Below are 17,106 nucleotides of genomic sequence, written 5' to 3' on the forward strand. Positions count from 1 at the left end.
TGGAGCTAGGGTGAGCTCGTGGATGTCGAGGCGCTGCGGACGTTCGTGACCGTCGCCGAGGCCGGCCAGTTTCAGGCTGCGGCCGACGAGTTGGGGGTCAGCCAGCAGGCGGTCTCCAAGCGGATCGCGGCTCTGGAGCGGCACATTGAGGCCACGCTGCTGGTGCGCACTCCCCGGGGCTCTCGGCTGAGCCTGGACGGGCAGGTCTTCCTGCCCCACGCCAAGAAGGTCCTGGCAGCCATGGCGCAGGCCGAGCAGGCTGTGCGCCCCGGAAGCCGTCCCTTGCGCGTCGATGTCCTCAATCGGCGCATCGCTCCTGCTCAGGCCGTATACCGGTTCTACCGCTCCCACCCCGCGGTGGACCTCGACGCGGTCACGCTGAGCACGGAGAACGCCGACCAGGCCGCCCAAGCAGTGCTCGAAGGGACCATCGACGCGTCCTTCCGTGCCTTGCCGGCCCATCAGGTCCCGGCCGGTATCAGCGCCGAACGACTCCTGGACTCATCCCTGGAACTCCTGGTCGGTCCCGGCCACCCGCTGGCCGGCGCCCCCTGGGTCAGGCCCACGGACCTGGCAGGCCACCGCATCTGGATCCCCGGCATCACGCCGGGCACGGAGTGGGCGGCGTTCTACCAGGCGCTGTCCGAGGCATTCGGCCTGAGCATCGACGCGCTCGGCCCCAACTTCGGAGATGAGGCCCTGATGGACGCGCTGGCCGACTCGGCCGCTCTGGCCACCCTCGTCGGCAGCGGAGACCGATACCTGTGGCCCCAGGCCCACGACCTGCGGCGCATCCCGTTGCACGACCCGACTCCGGTCTACCCTCACGTACTGCTGTTCCGCAACGAAGACCAGCACCCCGTGCTGACCGCACTACGCGAGTATCTGCGCACCACAGGCCCACGAACCCCCGACAAGGTGTGGGCACCGGACTGGGTCGACCGCTGACCAGACAACCGCAAGAACAGACACGGCCCAGGAGGACACGCGTCGCAAGGAAAAAGCGCTCGTGGCAACTGAGCAGTCGCACTCAGCCCGCAGTCGGCCGTCGCTGTTCGTCGAAAGACTGAAGGCGGGGGCCGCCGAGCAAGGACGGATTCCCGGTGGGAAGCGTCGCCTGTTCTCCGCCGCCCCTGAGCGTGGCAGCGGCATCGCCGGCGCCGGCCAGCTACGGCTGTGCCCGGGCCGGCCTGCCGGCCGCCTTCGCCTCCCAGGCGACCTGCGCCGCACTCCTCACGGCGTTGCAGACGGGTCGGCAGAACCGTGTCACGGCGCCTGCTCCGCTCACTGCGGAGTGCCAAGACGGGCAGGTGTGTGCTGTCGCCGGTGCAGCCCATTGTTTGGCACGGAGCGTCAACTATGCGGCGCTCACCGTCAGTTCGCCCGGCGTAGCGCCAGGCGATCGGGGCCCGTTGCGGTTTCACGGCCCCAGCCCACTTCACCCGGGCCTTCCGGAGCGCCTACGGCGTCTCCCCCAGCGAATACCGGAAAGCCGAGCACCGGCAGCTGACCAAGCTCAGCACAGTTCGCGCTACGGCGCGTCGGAGACGTACGTCCGCCCACTCCGGCCGGGTGACGGCGCGGCCCACCCTCCATGCCGTGGCGAGCGCCTGTGGCCAGGACGGTGGCGTTCTTCGGTCGGGGAATCTCGATCGGGGCGGAGCGGTCGGTCCGCGAGGCGTCGCCGAACGTTTCGTCGCTCAGATCATGTACCAGCTGCGCGCCACTGAGGCTACTGAAGTTGACTGGGCGGGGCGATGAGGGCCCGGTGGTATCGGGTGTAGGTCTCGAAGACCTCGGCGACTTCGAAGCCGAGCCGGGTCAGCACGGCGCCGCTCTTGCCGTTTCCGTGGGTGACGCCCGCGAATACGTCGGTGGCGCCCAGTTCAGTGGCTCCGTACTCGATCAGCACACGGCAGGCCGCCGTGGCGTACCCATGTCCCGTGGCGTCGTGGTCGAGCCAGTATCCGAGGCCGTACTTGGGCGGATTGACGGCCACAAGGTCAACACGGCCGACGAGGGCGCCATGGAGGACGATGCCGCAGCGGAGGGACGGCTGGGGATCGTTGAGCAGCTCGGCACGTGCCGTTTCGTAGTTTGATGCGGCCAGCGTCTGGTAGTCGCCGTGCTGGGTGAGATGTTCCCGATTGCGGTCGATGAGCGCGTAGTACTCATCGGCTTGCTCAGCAGCGAGCACCCGCAACGTCAATCCGGCGACGTCGGTCGTGAGCTCGGGGAGGACCCGCTTTTCGTGATGCCTGCCGGCCATGCCGACCAACCCTACGGTGGCTGGGCCGGTCAGTCCGTCGCCCTGCGCATATCTCACGCCGCAGGGCTGCTGGAAGCAACCGATCACCTTCCGAGGAACCGACCCGACATCACCCGATCAAGTTCCGTAGCCGTGTCTCCGGGCCTGGTGCTCAGGGGCACGGCTGGAACTTGGACGGGGGCTGGGCTGGGGCTGGGCCTACAAGGTGCAGGATGGCGGCCGTGCCGTGCCCGCAGCGCCCGCACAGCGACGACAGGGACGGAAGGTCCAGCCCCCTTCCTCACATGCGGCTGAGGCGGGGAGCCAGAAGTGGCACTAGGGTGCTCGCTGCGACGAGCCCTGAGAGGATCATGCAGATCGCCGACGAGTCACCGAAGCTGATCCGTGCGCTGTTGAGGATCGCGGCTTTCCGGCGGTTCGTGGCTGCCGACCTCATCTCGGCCACGGGATCCGCGATGGCCCCTCTTGCCCTGGCCTACGCGGTCATTGAGCAGGGCGGTGGAGCAGGGTCTCTCGGGTGTGGTGCTTGCCACGAACACCGTCCCTACGATCGTGTTCCTGCTCGCAGGCGGCCTGTTCGCTGACCGCTTGTCCCGCAGCCGGCTCCTCTTCATGGGAAACCTGCTGGCAGTTGGCGCACAGGGTGTGCGGGCCGTCACCGTGGCGACCGGACATGCGACGACCGTGTCGCACTCCTGGAGCAGCAAGGGGTGTCTCATTCCGTCAGGCGGGCATGGATGGCTTCGCTGATGGTCCGCACCGCACGGTCAACATGTCGCGCCGTGGTCTCGGCGGTGAGCTGGTCGGATTCGTAGATGAACGCTGTGGGGCCGCGCCGGCTGCCGCAGTAGTCGATGATGCCGTGCTCGATCTGCGTGCGCAGTGCGCTCTCGTATCCGTGGCGCTCGTACGCACCGGAGTCGGCACCGGCGATGGGGAGGAGATGTGTGGTGAGGTTCTGCAGTTTCGGCCGCAGGCCCGAAGCGGGAGAGTGTTCGAAGGCCCAGCCGTTGACGAAGACACGGTCGATCCACCCCTTCAACAGTGCAGGCATCGACCACCAGTAGACGGGGAAGACCAACACGAGATCGGTGGCGCGCTCGAGACGACGGTGCTCAGCCATGACGTCAGCGGGGTAGTTGCCGCCGTCGTGATACGCCCGACGATCCGCCGGAGTGAACCGGGGGTCGAAACGCTCCTGGGCGAGGTCGGCAATCTCGACCGAAACGGGCTGCAGCGCTGCCTCCAGTCTTCCCAGCACGTGATGCGTCAGTGACCGGCAGTCGGGGTTGGCGGTGACCAGCAAGGCATGCATTGATGGCTCCAGTGACGTGAAGAACGGACGTCGAACAAGTGGGTGGGATGTGCAGGACGGTGTGCGGCGCTATGCCTCCCGGAGCCCAGTGCGCCACGACTGGGCCCGCGGGACTCGACGTCGAGCGGCGTACAGCGTCCTCGGCCGAGTGCATGTCCAGACCGAACAAGGAGCGGTGCGTACGGGCGTGTCGCGCAGTCGTATCCGGGCGGCCACCCTTCGTCCGGTGTTGCGCGTCGTGCCGAGGACGAGGGTGATGTCGTTGCTCACGACAGCGAGTTAACGCTGCGCATCCCGGACGGTTCCATAGGTGATGAGCCAGATCACCTGGGTGATCGTCTGAGTCGTCTACTCTTTGCGGGTGGATGCTTTCGGCGACCTGCTGCGCGGAGTGCGGGCCCAGGGCTCGTTGTTCGGCAGTTCGACCCTGACCCCGCCCTGGTCACTGCACTTCGTGGACGGCGCGCCGCTGACCTTGTGCACCGTCCTCCGCGGAGGCGGCTGGATCGTGCCTGAGCGCCGCCCTCCCGAGCGTCTGGGCGTCGGCGACACGGTGATCGTGCGGGGCCCCGCCCCGTTCCTCTTCGTCGACGAGGTGGGCACTCGGGCCGAACCCGTCGAGTGTGGCGCGTTCTGCTCGACGCCCGAGCAGGGCGGGACCCGGTACCGGCTCGGCTGGCACGACGCCGGCAGCGGCGGTGAGGACACGACGACCCTGGTCGTCGGTGCCTATCCGGTGCGCGGCGAGATCAGTCGCAGGCTGCTGGACGCGCTGCCCGTCGTACTGCGCGTGGAGTCCGGCGGCGGGCCCGGCTCCGTGTGGGACCATCTCGCCGCCGAGGTCGCCGCCGACACGCCGGGCCAGCAAGTCGTCCTCGACCGGCTGCTGGACTGGATGCTGGTGTGCACGCTGCGTGAGTATTTCGACCGGCCCGGCGGTACTCCGCCGGGCTGGTACTCCGCCGGACGTGACCCGGTGGTGGGTGGCGCGCTGCGCCTGCTGCACGAGGACCCGGCAGCACCGTGGACGGTTGCCTCCCTGGCCAGTCGGACCGGGGTGTCGCGGGCCACGCTGGCGAAGCGGTTCACCGAATTGGTCGGCGAACCGCCGCTGACCTACCTCACCCACTGGCGCATGACGCTCGCGGCGGACCTGCTGACCGAGCGCGAGACGGAGACTGTCGCGCAGATCGCCCGTGCCGTGGGCTACTCCGACGCGTTCGCGTTCAGCGCGGCGTTCAAACGAACCCGTGGCATCAGCCCCAGCGCGTATCGGCGCGCTGCGACGATCCCATCCCCGCATCCGGCCGGCACCCCCATGACAAGTACCCGGGCATCTGTCCCGACCAGATGAACTGCAGGCGCTTCGACCGGCAGGAAGTCAGCAGCAATGGGAACGTCGTCCCCGTGTATCAGCGCCGTCGTGCCTGCGCTTCGGTCTTGGCCCGTTCGAGCTCTCGGGTGACGGCCTGTTCGCCCTGGCCGTGTACCGCCTTCTCGAGGCTGTGGTCGTCTTTGCGGGAGAAGCGTTCGCCGCGAGCGACGTCTTCCTTGCTGAGGGTGCGTCCGCACCATTCCCCTTCTCCGACGGTCTGATGGTCGAAGGGGACGGCGGCACCTTCTCCGAGCGCTGTCCACTGACCGGCGACCCAGCGCAGCGCGAGGAGGTAGGTGTGGCCGGGTTCAAGACGAGGAGCCGCAGCGGTCGTTCGCTTGGTGCGCTCGCCGCTGTCGCGGTAGACGTTCCAGCCGGCGCTCACCATGCCGAAGTCCTGCCCGATCTGCTGCCGGGGACGTGCGGAAGACCAGAGGATCTTGTCCGTGCGGAACGTCACCGCTCGGTCGGTCCGGTACTGAACGGGGCCCTCGGTGAAGTCGCGCCGATTGGTGTCCTGTTCGGCCGTGGGTGTGGCCACGACGACGTGATCGGCGTTGGTGATCCAGTCCTCCGCTGTCCGGGAGGGATGACTATCGCTGGGGATTCCGCAGCCGACCACCGTGTCGAGGCCGCCGTGGCCGACCAGGACGCCTGCGGCGACTCCTGCCAGGGCGAGGAACGCGGCGACAGGGCCACTCGTCAGGCGGTCAGTAAGCGTTGTTCGCACGTGGATCAGGGCTCCTGGGCGGGGACGAATGCGGAGACTGCGGTGTAGGCGGCTCCGACGCGGCAATGTGCGGGGGTGTCACGGGGGCCTGGGCGGCCTCCGTGACGTTGTGCACGCGGGGCAGGGCACCAGCGCACCCGCTGGGAGCGTGGCCTGCACTCATCGGGCCGTCCCGGCGCCGGCCCTCGTACGGGTCTTCCAGGTGGAGCGCCTGAAAGCAGCAGAAGATGACGAGCCCGCCCCAGTCGGGCGCAGTCCACCCCATCGGGCCGGTGCGCGGGCGAGTCGGAAGGTTCAGCAGAGGACACAGTTCTCACAACAGGGACGGGGCCGGGGTGCACCACGCGGCGCACCCGGCCTCAACGACGTGGCACTGATGTAGACGATCAACAGCCCTTGTTGGTGTCAGACGTTCCTCACACACCCCACGGCGCGGATGTCATGCGACCCGTCCGGGCGGGCCGATAGTGAATTCCCGGTGCGGCCGCGGCGATCTCCTCTCCCGACGCGACGGTGAACCGCTCGGACCGGCCGCGCGCCTCTTCGGTGACGACCTGATCATCCGTGCCCAGATCGAGAGACACGTGGCCGGGCGTCCAGACAGCTCCGACGGGCCACTGGGCGTCGAACCTGCATGCCACCGCACCGGAGGCCGAGTTGGTGCGGTGGGCGGCGATACTGGACCAGCATCTGCGCCGCCTGCGGCCAGCCTCTGCCCAACCGGCGACGCTGTGAAGACTGCGCTGGCCCATGCGTGTGGTGAGCGATCGGCCTCGTGATTCCGGTGCGGGCGCGGTGCGCCGGTTCCTCGCGATGCTCGCCCACGGGAGCCCGCTGTCGTTCGTGTCCTGGTCCCGTCGTCGAGGGTCGGGTCGCCTTCCGGCGTCCTCAGGACCGAGTGATGGCGAGGATGTGGTTCAGGGCGCTGTCGGGGCGGTTCGTGAGTTCCTCCCAGGTTCCCTGTTCCGTGATACGGCCCTTCTCGAGTACGGCGATGCGGTCGGCCCGGCGGATGGTGGCCGGCCGGTGTGCGATGACGAGCGTGGTACGGCCCTCCTCGCGCAGTGCGGCGGCGAGTTGGGCGTCGCCGGTGTTGTCGAGGTGGGCGGTGGACTCGTCGAGGATGAGGACTCTCGGGCGGACCAGCAGTGCTCGGGCGAGGGCGACGCGGGCTCGTTGGCCTCCCGAGAGCGTCGTACCGCGCTCGCCGACGAGGGTGTCCATCGGGGCGATCCGGTCGATGCCGCACAGGCGGGCAGTATCGGCGAGCAGGTCGTCGTCCGCCTCGGGCGCGGCGAGCCGCAGGTTCTCGGCGAGCGTGCCGTGGAAGAGGGGTGTCTCCTGTCCCACGAGTACGACCGCGCACCGCAGTTCCACGTCGCTCACGTCCCGCACGTCCACGGGGTCGGCGTCGGCGGACACCAGTTGGACCGCTCCCTCGGACGGGTCCCAGAACCTGGCCAGCAGGTGGGCGCACGTCGACTTGCCGGCGCCCGAGGTGCCCACGAGCGCGAGCGTCTGCCCCGGGGGGACGGTCAGCTCGACGCCGTCCAGGACGGGCCCGCCGCCGTAGTCGAACCTCACCCGGTGCAGCCGGACACCCAGCGGGCCGGGCGGCAGGGCGCGGGGCGCAGTGGGTGGCGGGGCGAGAGCGGGAGCCTGGACGGCCGCGTGGACGCGGGCGGCGGCGGCGCGCAGGGCCACGGCCTGGCTCAGGGACCGGGCCGACTCCGCGACCGGACCGAGGACGGACAGGGCCAGGGCCATCGCCGTCGGAGCCCATGCGCCGTCCAGGCGTCCCGAGGTCACGGAGTGCGCGGCCGCGGTGACCACGCCGAGGACCGCGGCCACGATGAGGAGGTCCCGGACCGCGCCGGCGACGGCCTCCCGGGTGGCCTCGGCCCGCTGGGCCTCCCCCACCTGTCGCCCCCGTTCGGCGAGCCGGCGGCGGCGTTCCGTCAGAGCACCGAAGGCGATCAGCTCGCGCAGTCCGTCGACGGTCTCCACCGTGTCGGCCGACAGCCCCGCGATCGCGCTCCGGGTGCGGCTGCCGCGCACCGCGCGTCCGCGTGCGTCGGCGAAGGGCGCGGCGGCGAGCAGAGCCGCGACCGGCAGCACGGCTGCCAGCAGCCACGGCTCCACGCGGGCGAGGACCACGGAACCGCCCGTGAAGACCGTGCTCGTCGCCAGCAGTTGGGCGATGGTGTGGGCGTAGAAGAACTCCAGGGCCTCCACGTCGGCCATGGCCGTGGCGGCGAGGTCTCCGCTGCGCCGGCCCGCGACGCGGGCCGGCGCGCTGCGGGCGAGGCCGTCGAAGACGCGGACGCGCAGGGCGGCCAGTACTCGGTAGGCGAGGTCGTGGGAGAGGTCCATCTCGCGCCAGGTCATCAGGACGCGTACGACGACCAGGGTGACGAGCGCGGTGGTGGTGGCAAAGGAGGGAGTGTGGCCTTCGATGACGGCCGTTCCCACGGTGTGCGCGGCCAGGGTCAGCAGTGCGACGAGGGAGCCCTGTTCGAGGAGGGCGGCGGCGCAGGTGCGGACCGCCATGGCGCGGTGGCCGGCGAGGGCCGGGAGCAGGGCGCGCAGTGAGCCCCGCGCGGGCACGTCCGTGTCAGTCGTGGCGGCGTCGGTCGGGGCGGTGTCGGTCGGGGCGGTGTCGGTCGCGGCGGTGTCGGTCGCGGCGGTGTCGGTCGCGGCGGTGTCAGTGGGGGTTGCGGTGCTCATGCGGCGTGTTCTCCTCGGTGGGCGTGGCCCGCCTCGACGAGCCGTGTGTAGACGCCCCCGGCCCCGATCAGGTCGGCGTGCTCGCCGACGGCGTCCACCCGCCCCGCGTCGAGGACGACGATGCGGTCGGCGTGCCGGACGGCCGCGAGCCGGTGGGCGACCACCAGGACGGTGCGGCCCGTCACGGCGTTCAGGAGGTCCCGGACGATGTCCGCCTCTCGGCGTTCGTCGACCGAGCTGGTGGCCTCGTCGAGGACGAGGACCGGGGCGTCGGCGAGCAGGGCGCGGGCGAGGGCGAGACGCTGGCGCTGTCCGCCGGAGAGGGTGGCGCCGCGTTCGCCGAGGACGGTGGCGTAACCGTCCGGGAGAGCGGTGATCTCGTCGTGGATCCCGGCGACCCGCGCCGCCCGGATCAGGTCGTCGTCGGTGGCGTCCGGCCGGGCCAGACGCAGGTTGTCGGCGATGGTGACGTGGAAGAGGTACGTCTCCTGCGAGACGACGGCGATGCCCCGGCGCAGCGCGTCGAGCGCGAAGTGGGTCGTGGGACGCCCGTCGAGGGTGATCCGGCCCTCTTGCGGGTCATTGTGGCGCAGAAGCAGGGCCAGCAGCGTGGATTTGCCCGCGCCGGACGGGCCGACGATCGCGGTAGTCCGGCCCGCCTGCGCGGTGAAGGTGACGCCGTCCAGGGCGGGTGCCGGCGCGCCGTCGTAGGTGAAGTGGACGTTGTGGAAGCTCAGTTCGGGTGGCGCCTGCCAACTCGCCGCGTCCGTGCCGGTGTCGGGGACGGTCGGCTCGGCGGTGCGCAGGGCCGCGAGTCCGTCGGCGGCCGACGCTCCCAGGTATCCGGCGTGCCACTCGCGGGCCAGGTCACGCACCGGCCGGAAGCATTCGGAGGCCAGCAGCAGCACCAGATAGGTGCCGGTGGCCGTGGTGGAGCCGGTGACGGCCGACCAGCAGACGAGGAGCGCGGCGGCGGCGGTGCCGCCCTGGATGGCGAGGTCCGTGATGCCGGTGTCGACCAGGGACACGCGCAGTTTGGCGACGGTCGCCCGGTGCAGCGCCGCCGAGCGCTTCTCCAGGCGTGCGCGGGTACGGCCGACCGCGCCGGCGGCGCGCAGGGCGGGCATGCCCTGCAGTGCCTCCAGGTAGTCGGCGCCCAGTGCTTCGTACGTGTCCCAGTGTTCCTTTCCGCGGTGGGCGAGGAGCCGGTCCCAGGCGCGCGGGCCGAACAGGGCGAGCAGCAGGGCGGGGGCGAGAGCGAGGAGGGCCACCGGTTCCACCGCTAGCAGGCCGGCGAGTACCAGGGGAGGCACCGTGAGGGTGATCAGCAGTTGGGGCAGGTAGCGGGAGACGTACGCGTCGACGCCCTCGACGCCCTCGACGAGGGTGGTGCGGACGGCGCCGGCGCGCGCGGTGGTCAGGTGTGCGGGTCCCAGCCGTCCGAGCTGGGTGAGGAGTTCGTCCCGCAGTGCCACTCTCACCTCGGCCCCGGCGCGGGTGGCGGTGCGCCGCTGCCAGATGCCGAGTCCGGCGCGGGCGGCGACGACGGCGAGCACCGTGCCCAGCAGCCACGGAAGCCCGCCGGTGTCGCCGCGGGCCAGGCGGGCGAGTGCGAGGGCCAGGAGTACGGCCTGTGCCAAGTGGGTGAGGGTGACGGCGCCCTGCAGCAAGGTGGCCGTGAGCAGGGGGCGGCGTGCCCGACGGGCCGCGCGGCGCAGCTCGGGGTGGACGATCATGTGGGGTTCTCCTCGTCGGCGCGACGGGCGGATACCGAGGGCCTGTTCGTGCATGCCTCAGTCCGGCACCGGTCCGTCCAGGTGCTCATGTCCGCGCAGGGCACGTCGGGCAGGCCCGCCGCGCCCACCGGTGATCCGTTCTCGTCCTCAGGGGGTGGTGCGGGACACGGCGGCGATTCTCTGACGACGGGAGTGGGCCCGCCCGGAAAACTATGGCGGGCCCACGGTCGTGGGAGCCGGGACCTCGCTTGCGCGCCGCGCCACACACTAACGAACGTGATTTTCATATTCCAGAACGGGGAGAGGGTGATCCGGGTAACACACCGGCCAGCCCCCCTCCGGATCCCTGCCGACCCGGCCGGACACCCTCAGCACGTCCGCCAGCAACCCCGGCGTGACCACCTCCTTCGGCGGCCCGTCGGCGAGCACGCGGCCGTCGCGCAGGGCGACGATGCGTTCCGCGAACCGGGCGGCGTGGGCCAGGTCGTGCAGCACCATCACCACGGTCAGACCTCGCTCCTCGCGCAGGCGGACCACCGTCTGCAGCACGCCGAGCTGGTGGTGCAGGTCCAGATAGGTGGTCGGCTCGTCGAGCAGCAGGACGCGGGTGTCCTGGGCGAGGGCCATCGCCAGCCGTACCCGCTGCCGCTCCCCGCCCGACAGCGCGTCGACGTCGCGGTCGGCCCACTGTTCCACGCCGACGTCCCGCAACGCCCGGCGCACGACCGGATCGTCGGCGTCGCGCAGCATGCCAAGGGGGCCGCGTGCGGCGTACCGCCCCTGGCGGACGAGGTGACGCACCGTCATGCCCGGTACGGCAGGTGCGGCCTGGTGCAGCAGCGCCACTCGCCGGGCCGTGTCCCGCCGCGAGAGCCGGGTGACGTCGTCCCCACCGAGCAGCACGCGCCCCTTGTCGGGGATGAGCAGCCCGGCCGCCAGCCGCAGCAGAGTCGATTTCCCGCAGCCGTTCAGGCCGATGAGAGCGGTCAGTTCGCCCGGCCGGACCGTCATGTCGACGCCTCGCAGCACGGGACGTGCGGGGTAGCCGAAGTGGACCCCCTCGACGTGGATCCCCACGGACTCGGTCATGCTCTGTCCTCGATTCGACTTCAGAAGGTACGGCTCGGCGTGCGGCGCACGACGACGAGCAGCAGCGCCGCACCGAGGCAAGCGGTGAGCGCCCCGACCGGCAGAGTGAGGCGCCCGGCGTCCAACGTCGCCGCCAGCAGCCGTGAGGACACCTGCGCGACCGCGTCCGCCCCGCACACCACGACCGCACCCAGCAGGGCGGCGCCCGGAAGACTCACCCGCAGGTCCGCGCCGAAGACGGCCACGGCCAGGTGCGGGACGAGCAGCCCCACGAAGCCCAGCGCCCCGACGGCGGCCACCGCGCCCGCCGTCAACGCCACCGCGCACAGCAGGGCGAGGGTCCGGGCCCGCCGGGCGGCGAGGCCGGCGGAGAGGGCGATGTCGTCCCCGCAGCGCAGCAGGGTCAGCGGGCCGGCCAGCAGCCAGGCCACGGCTCCCCAGGCCAGTGCCCACGGCCACAGCAGGTGCCAGTGCTGCCACACCCGGCCCTCCGTGGTGCCCACCAGCCACTGGACGACGCTGCCGAGTCCGCCGGGCTCCACGAGGAGCACCATGGCGGTGAGCCCGCCCAGCACCGCCGACACGAGTACGCCGTGGACGGCGGTCTGCGCGGGGTCACCGCGGCCGCGGCCGGCGAGCAGCCACAGCAGCGCCGCTCCACCGCACCCTCCCGCGCACGCGGCGAGGACCACGGCCAGGGGCGAGTCCCACCCGGCGAGTCCCAGGGCCGTCGCGGCGACGGCGCCGAGCACGGCCCCCGGCGTCACGCCCGTCACCTCGGGGCCGGCGAGGGGATTACGCAGCGCGGACTGCAGGACCAGCCCGGCCACGGCCAGGCACGCCCCCGCACCGAGGGACACCAGCATTCTGGGCAGGCGCAAGTGGAAGAGGATGTGGCGTTCCGTCGCGTCCCCACCCCCGTTCAGCACGTCCCACGCGACGCCCGGGGACATGCCGCGCCCGGCCACCATTTCCACAGCGGCGCATACCACGGCCAGTGCCGCGAGCGCCGTGAATCGCCGGGTCACCGTGTGTCCTCCGTTCCGGCGGCCCCGGAAACGGGCGGGACGGCACCGCCGGGACCGCCGCGCCCGGGTTCGCCTCCGCGCGCCTCGGGCCATGCCCCGGCGCGGGGGACTTCGTCCGCCGCGCCTGAGGCCGTCCTCTTCGATCCGTACAGCGGCTCGCGCGCGCCGGCCGACGCGGCCGGTCGGCGCCGGGCCCTCCGGCCGCGGCCTCCCGACCGCATCAGCGCGACGCCGGCCGGCACACCCAGCAGGGCCGTCCAGGCACCGGCCGGCGTCTCCACGGGCGCCAGCGCCAGCCTGGCCGGGACATCGGCGACCACCACGACGACGGCACCCCAAGCGGCGGACCAGGGAAGCCAACGCACGGCTCCCGCGGCAGGCTGGAACCACCGGGCCAGGTGCGGCGCGAGGAACCCCACCCATGCGACGGGCCCGCACACGGCCGTCACCGGGGCGATCAGGAATACGGCGATGGCCAGCGCGGCCAGCCGTGCCCGTTGGGCGCGCACGCCCAACGCCTCGGCGTCCTCGTCGCCCAGCCGCATCACCGACAGTACCGGGGCGCAGAGCACCAGGGCGGGCACGGCGACGAGCAGCCACGGCCACAGGCCCGTAACGTCGTCCCAGGTCCGGGCGGAGAGCGAGCCGAGCAGGTAGCGGTAGATCAGCTGGAGATCCAGCTGATCGGCCATGACCATCAGGACGAGCAGCGCGGCCTGCAACGCGGCGGCCACCGCGGCACCGGTCAGCAGCACGGCGGACGGACTGCGACCCAGTCCGGCGGCGAGCAGCGTGAGCCCGCCGCCGAGCGCGGCCCCGCCGATGGCCAGCAGGGGCTGAACGGCGGCGGGCAGCGACAGGGTCAGCACCAGCGGCGCGGCCACTCCCAGCGCGGCCCCGGACGACACGCCCAGCATCTCCGGCACCGCCAGGGGATTGCGCAGGGCCTCCTGGAGCACCAGGCCGGCCGCGCCCAGACAGGCCCCGGCGATCAGCGCCAGCACCAAGCGGGGCACGCGGAGTTCGGTGACGACGATTCCGGCGAGGGTGGTGTCCCCGTCCAGCGCGGAGGCGAGCAGCCGGTGCGGGGGGACGTAGGGGGTGCCGAGGCTGAGCGCGCACACCGAGCAGGAAGCCAGGAGTACGACGACCAGGAGCGGTTGCCACCTGCGTGCGCCGCCCGAGGGCCGTTGTCCGCCCGCCGCGACGGGTTCCGCCGCGGCGGGCGCCGAGAGGGACGTCCTCACCGCAGCGCGGCCGTGGCCTCGTCGAGGACGATGCCCAGCGAGCGGGTGCCGCGCCCCTTCGCCCACACCTCTGAGTTCACCTCGTGGACATCGCCGTTCTTCACTGCCGGGATCTTGCCCCAGAGGGGGTTCTCGGCCAGCTTCTCCGACAGCTTGCCGTCCGCCTCGCCGAAGCTCATCGTCTCGACGAACAGCACGTCGACACCCTGGGCGAGGATCTCCTCGAGGCTGTAACTGCCCTCCACGCCGCGCGACTTCCACGGATAGTCCGCGATCTTGGGGAAGAGGCTGGCGGCCACGTCGCCCTCCGAGGTGGCGACGCCGAAGTTCTCGTCACTGCCGTAGATGACGAGAGCGGTCTTCTCGCTCGGGGTCTTCTCGGCCGCGGCGAGCTTGGTCCGGAAGGTCTTCTCGGCCTTCTCCCCCTCGGCGGTCCGGCCGGTGAGCGCGGCGACGTTGCGCAGATACCCCACGCTGTCTTCCCACGTCTCGGGCTGCATGGCCCAGAACGTGGTCGCGCCCTTGAGCGCCGGGGCGAGCTTGCCGTGAGTGTCGCCCAGTCCGATCACGAGATCGGGCTTGTGGGAGAGGATCGCTTCCACCTCCGGGGCGATGAAGCCGCCGGGGATGACGTCGACTTCCTTGGCCTTCTCCTCCCCCAGGAAGTCCGGGTGCGCCAGCAGCGCGTTGTTGGTGGCCGTGGGGACGATGCCGAGTTCGGTCAGGATGTCGTCACAGAGTCCGAACAGGCAGACGATGCGCTCGGGTTCCTTCTTCAGCGAGATCTTGGTGCCGTTCGTGTCGGTCAACTCCGTCGCCGCCTTGATGGGTTCGACGGTGACCTCGGTCTTCGCCGCGGGCTTGGCCTTGTCACTCGCGGGTTCTTCGGAGGACGAGCCGCAGCCGACCAGGACGGAACCCACCACCGCTGCGGTGATCCAACTGCGGACGAATCTCGACCGTGAGCGCAGCATCGATGCCCTCGCTTCTCTCAAGTACCGGGAACGCGTAGAACATACATGATAATCGTTTTCACCCATTGCTTCCTGGGGGCCGAGGTCCGCTGCCAGCGGCTCTCTCCACTCCCCCACGGCGGGGATTTCCCCTCACCCGACGTCACCGAGGTGACGGAACCGGAACGTTCGACCCCCGCCCTCGGGACGACCATGACCGCACCCCTGGCGAAGTCCGCCGGTCCCGGGCCAGAGCGGTCAGAAACACGCTCGCGATTCCGTCCAGGTCGCGGACCATCGCCGGGACCGCCCGCGCCCCCCGGCCCCTCAGCAGCCTTCTCACACCGGCCTCGAAGCGGTGGGCGCCGGCCACACCACTCGGTGCGCGCGCCCCGCCGCGCTCACGAGGAGACACGAGCGCACCGTCGGCGTTGCGTACCTCGCCCAGCAGGCCGTGGAAGGTCGGACTGCGCAGGTACCAGGCCGATCCCAACTCCACCTCGACGTTATGGGTTGATCGCCGGGAACAGGCCTTGGGCATGAGTCTCTTCCTGGCCTCCTCGGCAGCTGCGCTTCTCGCGGCGTCGATGGTCTCCGTCAGCACGGTCCGCGTCACGGACGCGGCGGCCATGCGGCGTCTCAGGAGGTTCGTCGCCCGCGAGATCTACAGGCACCTCATGAGCACCAACACCCCGAACACGACGGGCTCGACCAGAGCCAGATCATGACGCCGACCGGTTACCGTCCGAGTCATCGAGGTCGAGCGAGGTGGCCGCAGTCAGCCGCTCGATGAACGTCTGGAAGTCCGCGGCCAGCGGGAGCTCCGTGTTGCCGTCCACGTCGAACCACGTCACGGACGGCTCCCCGCCCTTCCCGCACACCCGATAGTCGAGAGCGATCCAGCAGTGGCCATCACCGGAGAGCAGAACCAGAGGTGACGGAAGACCCCACTCCTCGACCAGATAGGCCGTGTCCAGCAAGGACGACTGGCTGTCGCGACGGCCGATGTGAGCGCGACTCGTGGCCGGCCGGACAGGGCTGCCGTATTGCGGCAGTCAGTTGAAGGCGTCGGTCACGCAGTCCACCCAGCAGTCGGAGGCCTCGTAGCGACGGCGGAGGGCGGCAGCTGCTTCTTCGCGCTCCACGACGAGGTACCCGTAGTGCTGGCGCGCCACCCTGGTCACGTCTCCGACCGTGACGATGGCCGGTTCGTCATGTGCGGCCCGGCGGCGCGCTTCGGCGATTGCCATGTCCGCAGAACGCAGCAGGTTTCTGGAACGGTCCCGGACGACGGCTGCCTGGGCCCGTTTCACCGAGAGGGGACGCAGGACACGCCCCCTCCAGACGTAGCCGGCGGCGACGAGGATGAGACCGAGCGCTACGAACAGGAGTCCGCCGGGGGCGTGAGGTCGCATCTATCCAGTGTTCACCACTCGCGTGGTGATCGTCATGCCCGCGTCGGCGGCACCCTCGTCGAGGGCGCGCGTGGGGAGTGACAGACGGGACTGGTAGACGAGCGGGCGGCCAGGACCGTGGTTGCCGTCGTGCCGCACTCATTCCGGGTTGCTCTTGCCGGGCTCGCCCCGAGTGCCCGTTCCAGTCAGCGGGTCCGGGGGGTGTCGCCGTCCTGGCCGGCTGAGTGAAGCAGTTCGACGACACGTTCCTCGTACCGGACGCGGGCCGGGGAGAAGTCGTACGGCATCTTCCCGATGGCCTCCATCGGGCTCATCCTCGCCTCGCCCTCCTCCGCGTCGGCGTGCTCGTCCTCCTGGTCCAGGAGGACGTCGAGGGCCTCGTCCAGACCGGACCTGTCGATGGTGGCGCCCAGGGCCGTCTCATGGGCACACCGCCGGGCGGCCAGGTTTTCGATGCGGGGGTCGTCGGGGGACATGGTGTCGTCCAGGGCCGCCTCGGCCTCGGCCAGGCGTTCTTCCTCGGCCCGCAGCTCGGGGTGGGTGGCCAGGACGATGAACCGGTTGGCCTGGACGGCCGCGCCCAGGGAGCCGAAGACACGCTCCGTGACCAGAAGGGTGTCGAGATCGGCCGGGCGCAGGAACCCGGGCGGCAGAGCACGCAGGCGGCCGCTGACCAGCGGTGAGAGCAGGCCCAGGGGGCTGCCCACCTCGCGGAGACGGTGCACGGCGACCCGCTGGGCTTCGATGGCGGCCGCCTTGGAGGCGAGGGACTCCTCCAGCCGAGCCAGGGACTGCTCGATGCCGGTGCCGCCTTCGAAGCCGGCCCGGATGTCGTCCAGGGAGACACCCGCATCAGCCATCCTGCGGATCCACAGCAGGCGGATCATGTCGTCGTATCCGTAGCGACGGCGGTCGTCGCTGCCGCGTTCGGGCTCGGGGAGGAGCCCGATGGCGTGGTAGTGGCGGATCGCGCGGGGTGTGGTCCCGGCGAACGCGGCGGCATCGCCGATCTTGACCCGGCGTGGAATCGAAGGAAGGGGCATGCGTGGGAACCTCTCAACGTCGTGCTCGCCGCCTACTGGACCACATGCCGCTACGGCACATGCAAACCCCGCGCCCGTAGGCGCGCCCCGCGCTCCCCGCACCGACAAGGGGCGTGCACCGGCCGTCGGGCAGTCCCCGAAGCCAGCCGCGCTCGGCCAGCCCGACCAGCACGAGCACC

17 protein-coding genes and 2 pseudogenes are annotated in these 17,106 nt (G+C 71.1%); 5 read left to right on the top strand and 14 right to left on the bottom strand.

The window, feature by feature from the left end:
* Positions 1–18: 18 nt before the first annotated feature.
* Entirely contained in the window at positions 19–948 is a 930-nt protein-coding gene (locus tag ACLIN4_RS00575) for a LysR family transcriptional regulator (RefSeq protein WP_107478138.1), read from the top strand.
* Between the two features lie 453 nt (positions 949–1,401).
* Positions 1,402–1,761, top strand: coding sequence for a helix-turn-helix domain-containing protein (locus tag ACLIN4_RS00580; RefSeq protein WP_257101647.1), 360 nt, complete (start codon positions 1,402–1,404; stop codon positions 1,759–1,761).
* Here ACLIN4_RS00580 and ACLIN4_RS00585 read toward each other — a convergent pair.
* Positions 1,733–2,269: a GNAT family N-acetyltransferase gene (locus ACLIN4_RS00585; RefSeq protein ID WP_289909255.1), complete on the bottom strand. Its 537-nt coding sequence runs from the start codon at positions 2,267–2,269 to the stop codon at positions 1,733–1,735. The two genes, ACLIN4_RS00580 and ACLIN4_RS00585, sit on opposite strands and share 29 nt — an antisense overlap.
* Positions 2,270–2,553: 284 nt before the next feature.
* Between ACLIN4_RS00585 and ACLIN4_RS00590 the strand changes: the two are divergent.
* Positions 2,554–2,959 (top strand): annotated as a pseudogene (locus ACLIN4_RS00590) (MFS transporter); the annotation flags it as partial.
* A gap of 25 nt (positions 2,960–2,984) precedes the next feature.
* Here the strand turns inward: ACLIN4_RS00590 and ACLIN4_RS00595 are convergent.
* Positions 2,985–3,584 carry an NAD(P)H-dependent oxidoreductase gene (locus tag ACLIN4_RS00595; RefSeq protein WP_107478136.1) on the bottom strand — a complete coding sequence of 200 codons (600 nt, stop codon included), beginning with the start codon at positions 3,582–3,584 and terminating at the stop codon, positions 2,985–2,987.
* A gap of 361 nt (positions 3,585–3,945) precedes the next feature.
* On the opposite strand from ACLIN4_RS00595, the gene ACLIN4_RS00600 reads away from it, so the two are divergent.
* On the top strand, positions 3,946–4,938 hold the full coding sequence (locus tag ACLIN4_RS00600) for an AraC family transcriptional regulator (RefSeq protein WP_307653459.1): 993 nt from the start codon (positions 3,946–3,948) through the stop codon (positions 4,936–4,938).
* Positions 4,939–4,996: 58 nt separating this feature from the next.
* On the opposite strand, the gene ACLIN4_RS00605 is transcribed toward ACLIN4_RS00600, so the two are convergent.
* The 9 genes and pseudogenes from ACLIN4_RS00605 to ACLIN4_RS00645 form a co-directional block, all read right to left on the bottom strand.
* Positions 4,997–5,689, bottom strand: a complete 693-nt coding sequence (locus ACLIN4_RS00605; RefSeq protein WP_257101645.1) for a hypothetical protein — start codon at positions 5,687–5,689, stop codon at positions 4,997–4,999.
* Positions 5,690–6,105: 416 nt separating this feature from the next.
* Positions 6,106–6,273: a hypothetical protein gene (locus tag ACLIN4_RS00610; protein WP_179342488.1), complete on the bottom strand. Its 168-nt coding sequence runs from the start codon at positions 6,271–6,273 to the stop codon at positions 6,106–6,108.
* A gap of 304 nt (positions 6,274–6,577) precedes the next feature.
* Positions 6,578–8,416: an ABC transporter ATP-binding protein gene (locus tag ACLIN4_RS00615; RefSeq protein ID WP_411575365.1), complete on the bottom strand. Its 1,839-nt coding sequence runs from the start codon at positions 8,414–8,416 to the stop codon at positions 6,578–6,580.
* Complete coding sequence (locus ACLIN4_RS00620) at positions 8,413–10,152, bottom strand: ABC transporter ATP-binding protein/permease (RefSeq protein WP_411575366.1); 1,740 nt, start codon at positions 10,150–10,152, stop codon at positions 8,413–8,415. Before ACLIN4_RS00620 ends, ACLIN4_RS00615 begins: the two co-directional genes overlap by 4 nt.
* A 267-nt stretch (positions 10,153–10,419) precedes the next feature.
* Complete coding sequence (locus tag ACLIN4_RS00625) at positions 10,420–11,241, bottom strand: ABC transporter ATP-binding protein (RefSeq protein ID WP_411575367.1); 822 nt, start codon at positions 11,239–11,241, stop codon at positions 10,420–10,422.
* 20 nt (positions 11,242–11,261) lie between these two features.
* On the bottom strand, positions 11,262–12,212 hold the full coding sequence (locus ACLIN4_RS00630; protein WP_411576716.1) for a FecCD family ABC transporter permease: 951 nt from the start codon (positions 12,210–12,212) through the stop codon (positions 11,262–11,264).
* Between the two features lie 53 nt (positions 12,213–12,265).
* A complete protein-coding gene (locus tag ACLIN4_RS00635) occupies positions 12,266–13,408 on the bottom strand; it encodes a FecCD family ABC transporter permease (RefSeq protein WP_411576717.1) in 1,143 nt (380 codons plus the stop codon).
* A gap of 104 nt (positions 13,409–13,512) precedes the next feature.
* Positions 13,513–14,490, bottom strand: coding sequence for an ABC transporter substrate-binding protein (locus ACLIN4_RS00640; RefSeq protein WP_382087098.1), 978 nt, complete (start codon positions 14,488–14,490; stop codon positions 13,513–13,515).
* A 17-nt stretch (positions 14,491–14,507) separates the two neighbouring features.
* Positions 14,508–15,100 (bottom strand): annotated as a pseudogene (locus ACLIN4_RS00645) (hypothetical protein).
* On the opposite strand from ACLIN4_RS00645, the gene ACLIN4_RS00650 reads away from it, so the two are divergent.
* The gene (locus tag ACLIN4_RS00650) at positions 15,009–15,197 is read left to right on the top strand and encodes a hypothetical protein (protein ID WP_179342486.1); all 189 of its coding nucleotides are present in this window, start codon (positions 15,009–15,011) and stop codon (positions 15,195–15,197) included. The pseudogene ACLIN4_RS00645 and the gene ACLIN4_RS00650 sit on opposite strands and share 92 nt — an antisense overlap.
* On the opposite strand, the gene ACLIN4_RS00655 is transcribed toward ACLIN4_RS00650, so the two are convergent.
* From ACLIN4_RS00655 to ACLIN4_RS00665, 3 genes are all read right to left on the bottom strand, one after another.
* On the bottom strand, positions 15,192–15,449 hold the full coding sequence (locus ACLIN4_RS00655; RefSeq protein WP_107478132.1) for an SMI1/KNR4 family protein: 258 nt from the start codon (positions 15,447–15,449) through the stop codon (positions 15,192–15,194). The genes ACLIN4_RS00650 and ACLIN4_RS00655 overlap by 6 nt on opposite strands.
* 75 nt (positions 15,450–15,524) lie before the next feature.
* Positions 15,525–15,884 carry a hypothetical protein gene (locus tag ACLIN4_RS00660; protein WP_289909264.1) on the bottom strand — a complete coding sequence of 120 codons (360 nt, stop codon included), beginning with the start codon at positions 15,882–15,884 and terminating at the stop codon, positions 15,525–15,527.
* Between the two features lie 185 nt (positions 15,885–16,069).
* The gene (locus ACLIN4_RS00665) at positions 16,070–16,927 is read right to left on the bottom strand and encodes a MerR family transcriptional regulator (protein ID WP_411575368.1); all 858 of its coding nucleotides are present in this window, start codon (positions 16,925–16,927) and stop codon (positions 16,070–16,072) included.
* Positions 16,928–17,106 lie beyond the last annotated feature (179 nt).

This window comes from Streptomyces mutabilis, assembly GCF_046628145.1.
GTDB classification, from domain to species: domain Bacteria; phylum Actinomycetota; class Actinomycetes; order Streptomycetales; family Streptomycetaceae; genus Streptomyces; species Streptomyces mutabilis.

Coding starts and splice junctions, on each gene's coding strand:
- ACLIN4_RS00585 (WP_289909255.1), bottom strand. CDS start 2,269: ATGGCCGGCAGGCATCACGAAAAGCGGGTCCTCCCCGAGCTCACGACC.
- ACLIN4_RS00595 (WP_107478136.1), bottom strand. CDS start 3,584: ATGCATGCCTTGCTGGTCACCGCCAACCCCGACTGCCGGTCACTGACG.
- ACLIN4_RS00615 (WP_411575365.1), bottom strand. CDS start 8,416: ATGAGCACCGCAACCCCCACTGACACCGCCGCGACCGACACCGCCGCG.
- ACLIN4_RS00620 (WP_411575366.1), bottom strand. CDS start 10,152: ATGATCGTCCACCCCGAGCTGCGCCGCGCGGCCCGTCGGGCACGCCGC.
- ACLIN4_RS00625 (WP_411575367.1), bottom strand. CDS start 11,241: ATGACCGAGTCCGTGGGGATCCACGTCGAGGGGGTCCACTTCGGCTAC.
- ACLIN4_RS00630 (WP_411576716.1), bottom strand. CDS start 12,212: ATGGTGGCCGGGCGCGGCATGTCCCCGGGCGTCGCGTGGGACGTGCTG.
- ACLIN4_RS00640 (WP_382087098.1), bottom strand. CDS start 14,490: ATGCTGCGCTCACGGTCGAGATTCGTCCGCAGTTGGATCACCGCAGCG.
- ACLIN4_RS00650 (WP_179342486.1), top strand. CDS start 15,009: ATGAGTCTCTTCCTGGCCTCCTCGGCAGCTGCGCTTCTCGCGGCGTCG.
- ACLIN4_RS00660 (WP_289909264.1), bottom strand. CDS start 15,884: ATGCGACCTCACGCCCCCGGCGGACTCCTGTTCGTAGCGCTCGGTCTC.
- ACLIN4_RS00665 (WP_411575368.1), bottom strand. CDS start 16,927: ATGCCCCTTCCTTCGATTCCACGCCGGGTCAAGATCGGCGATGCCGCC.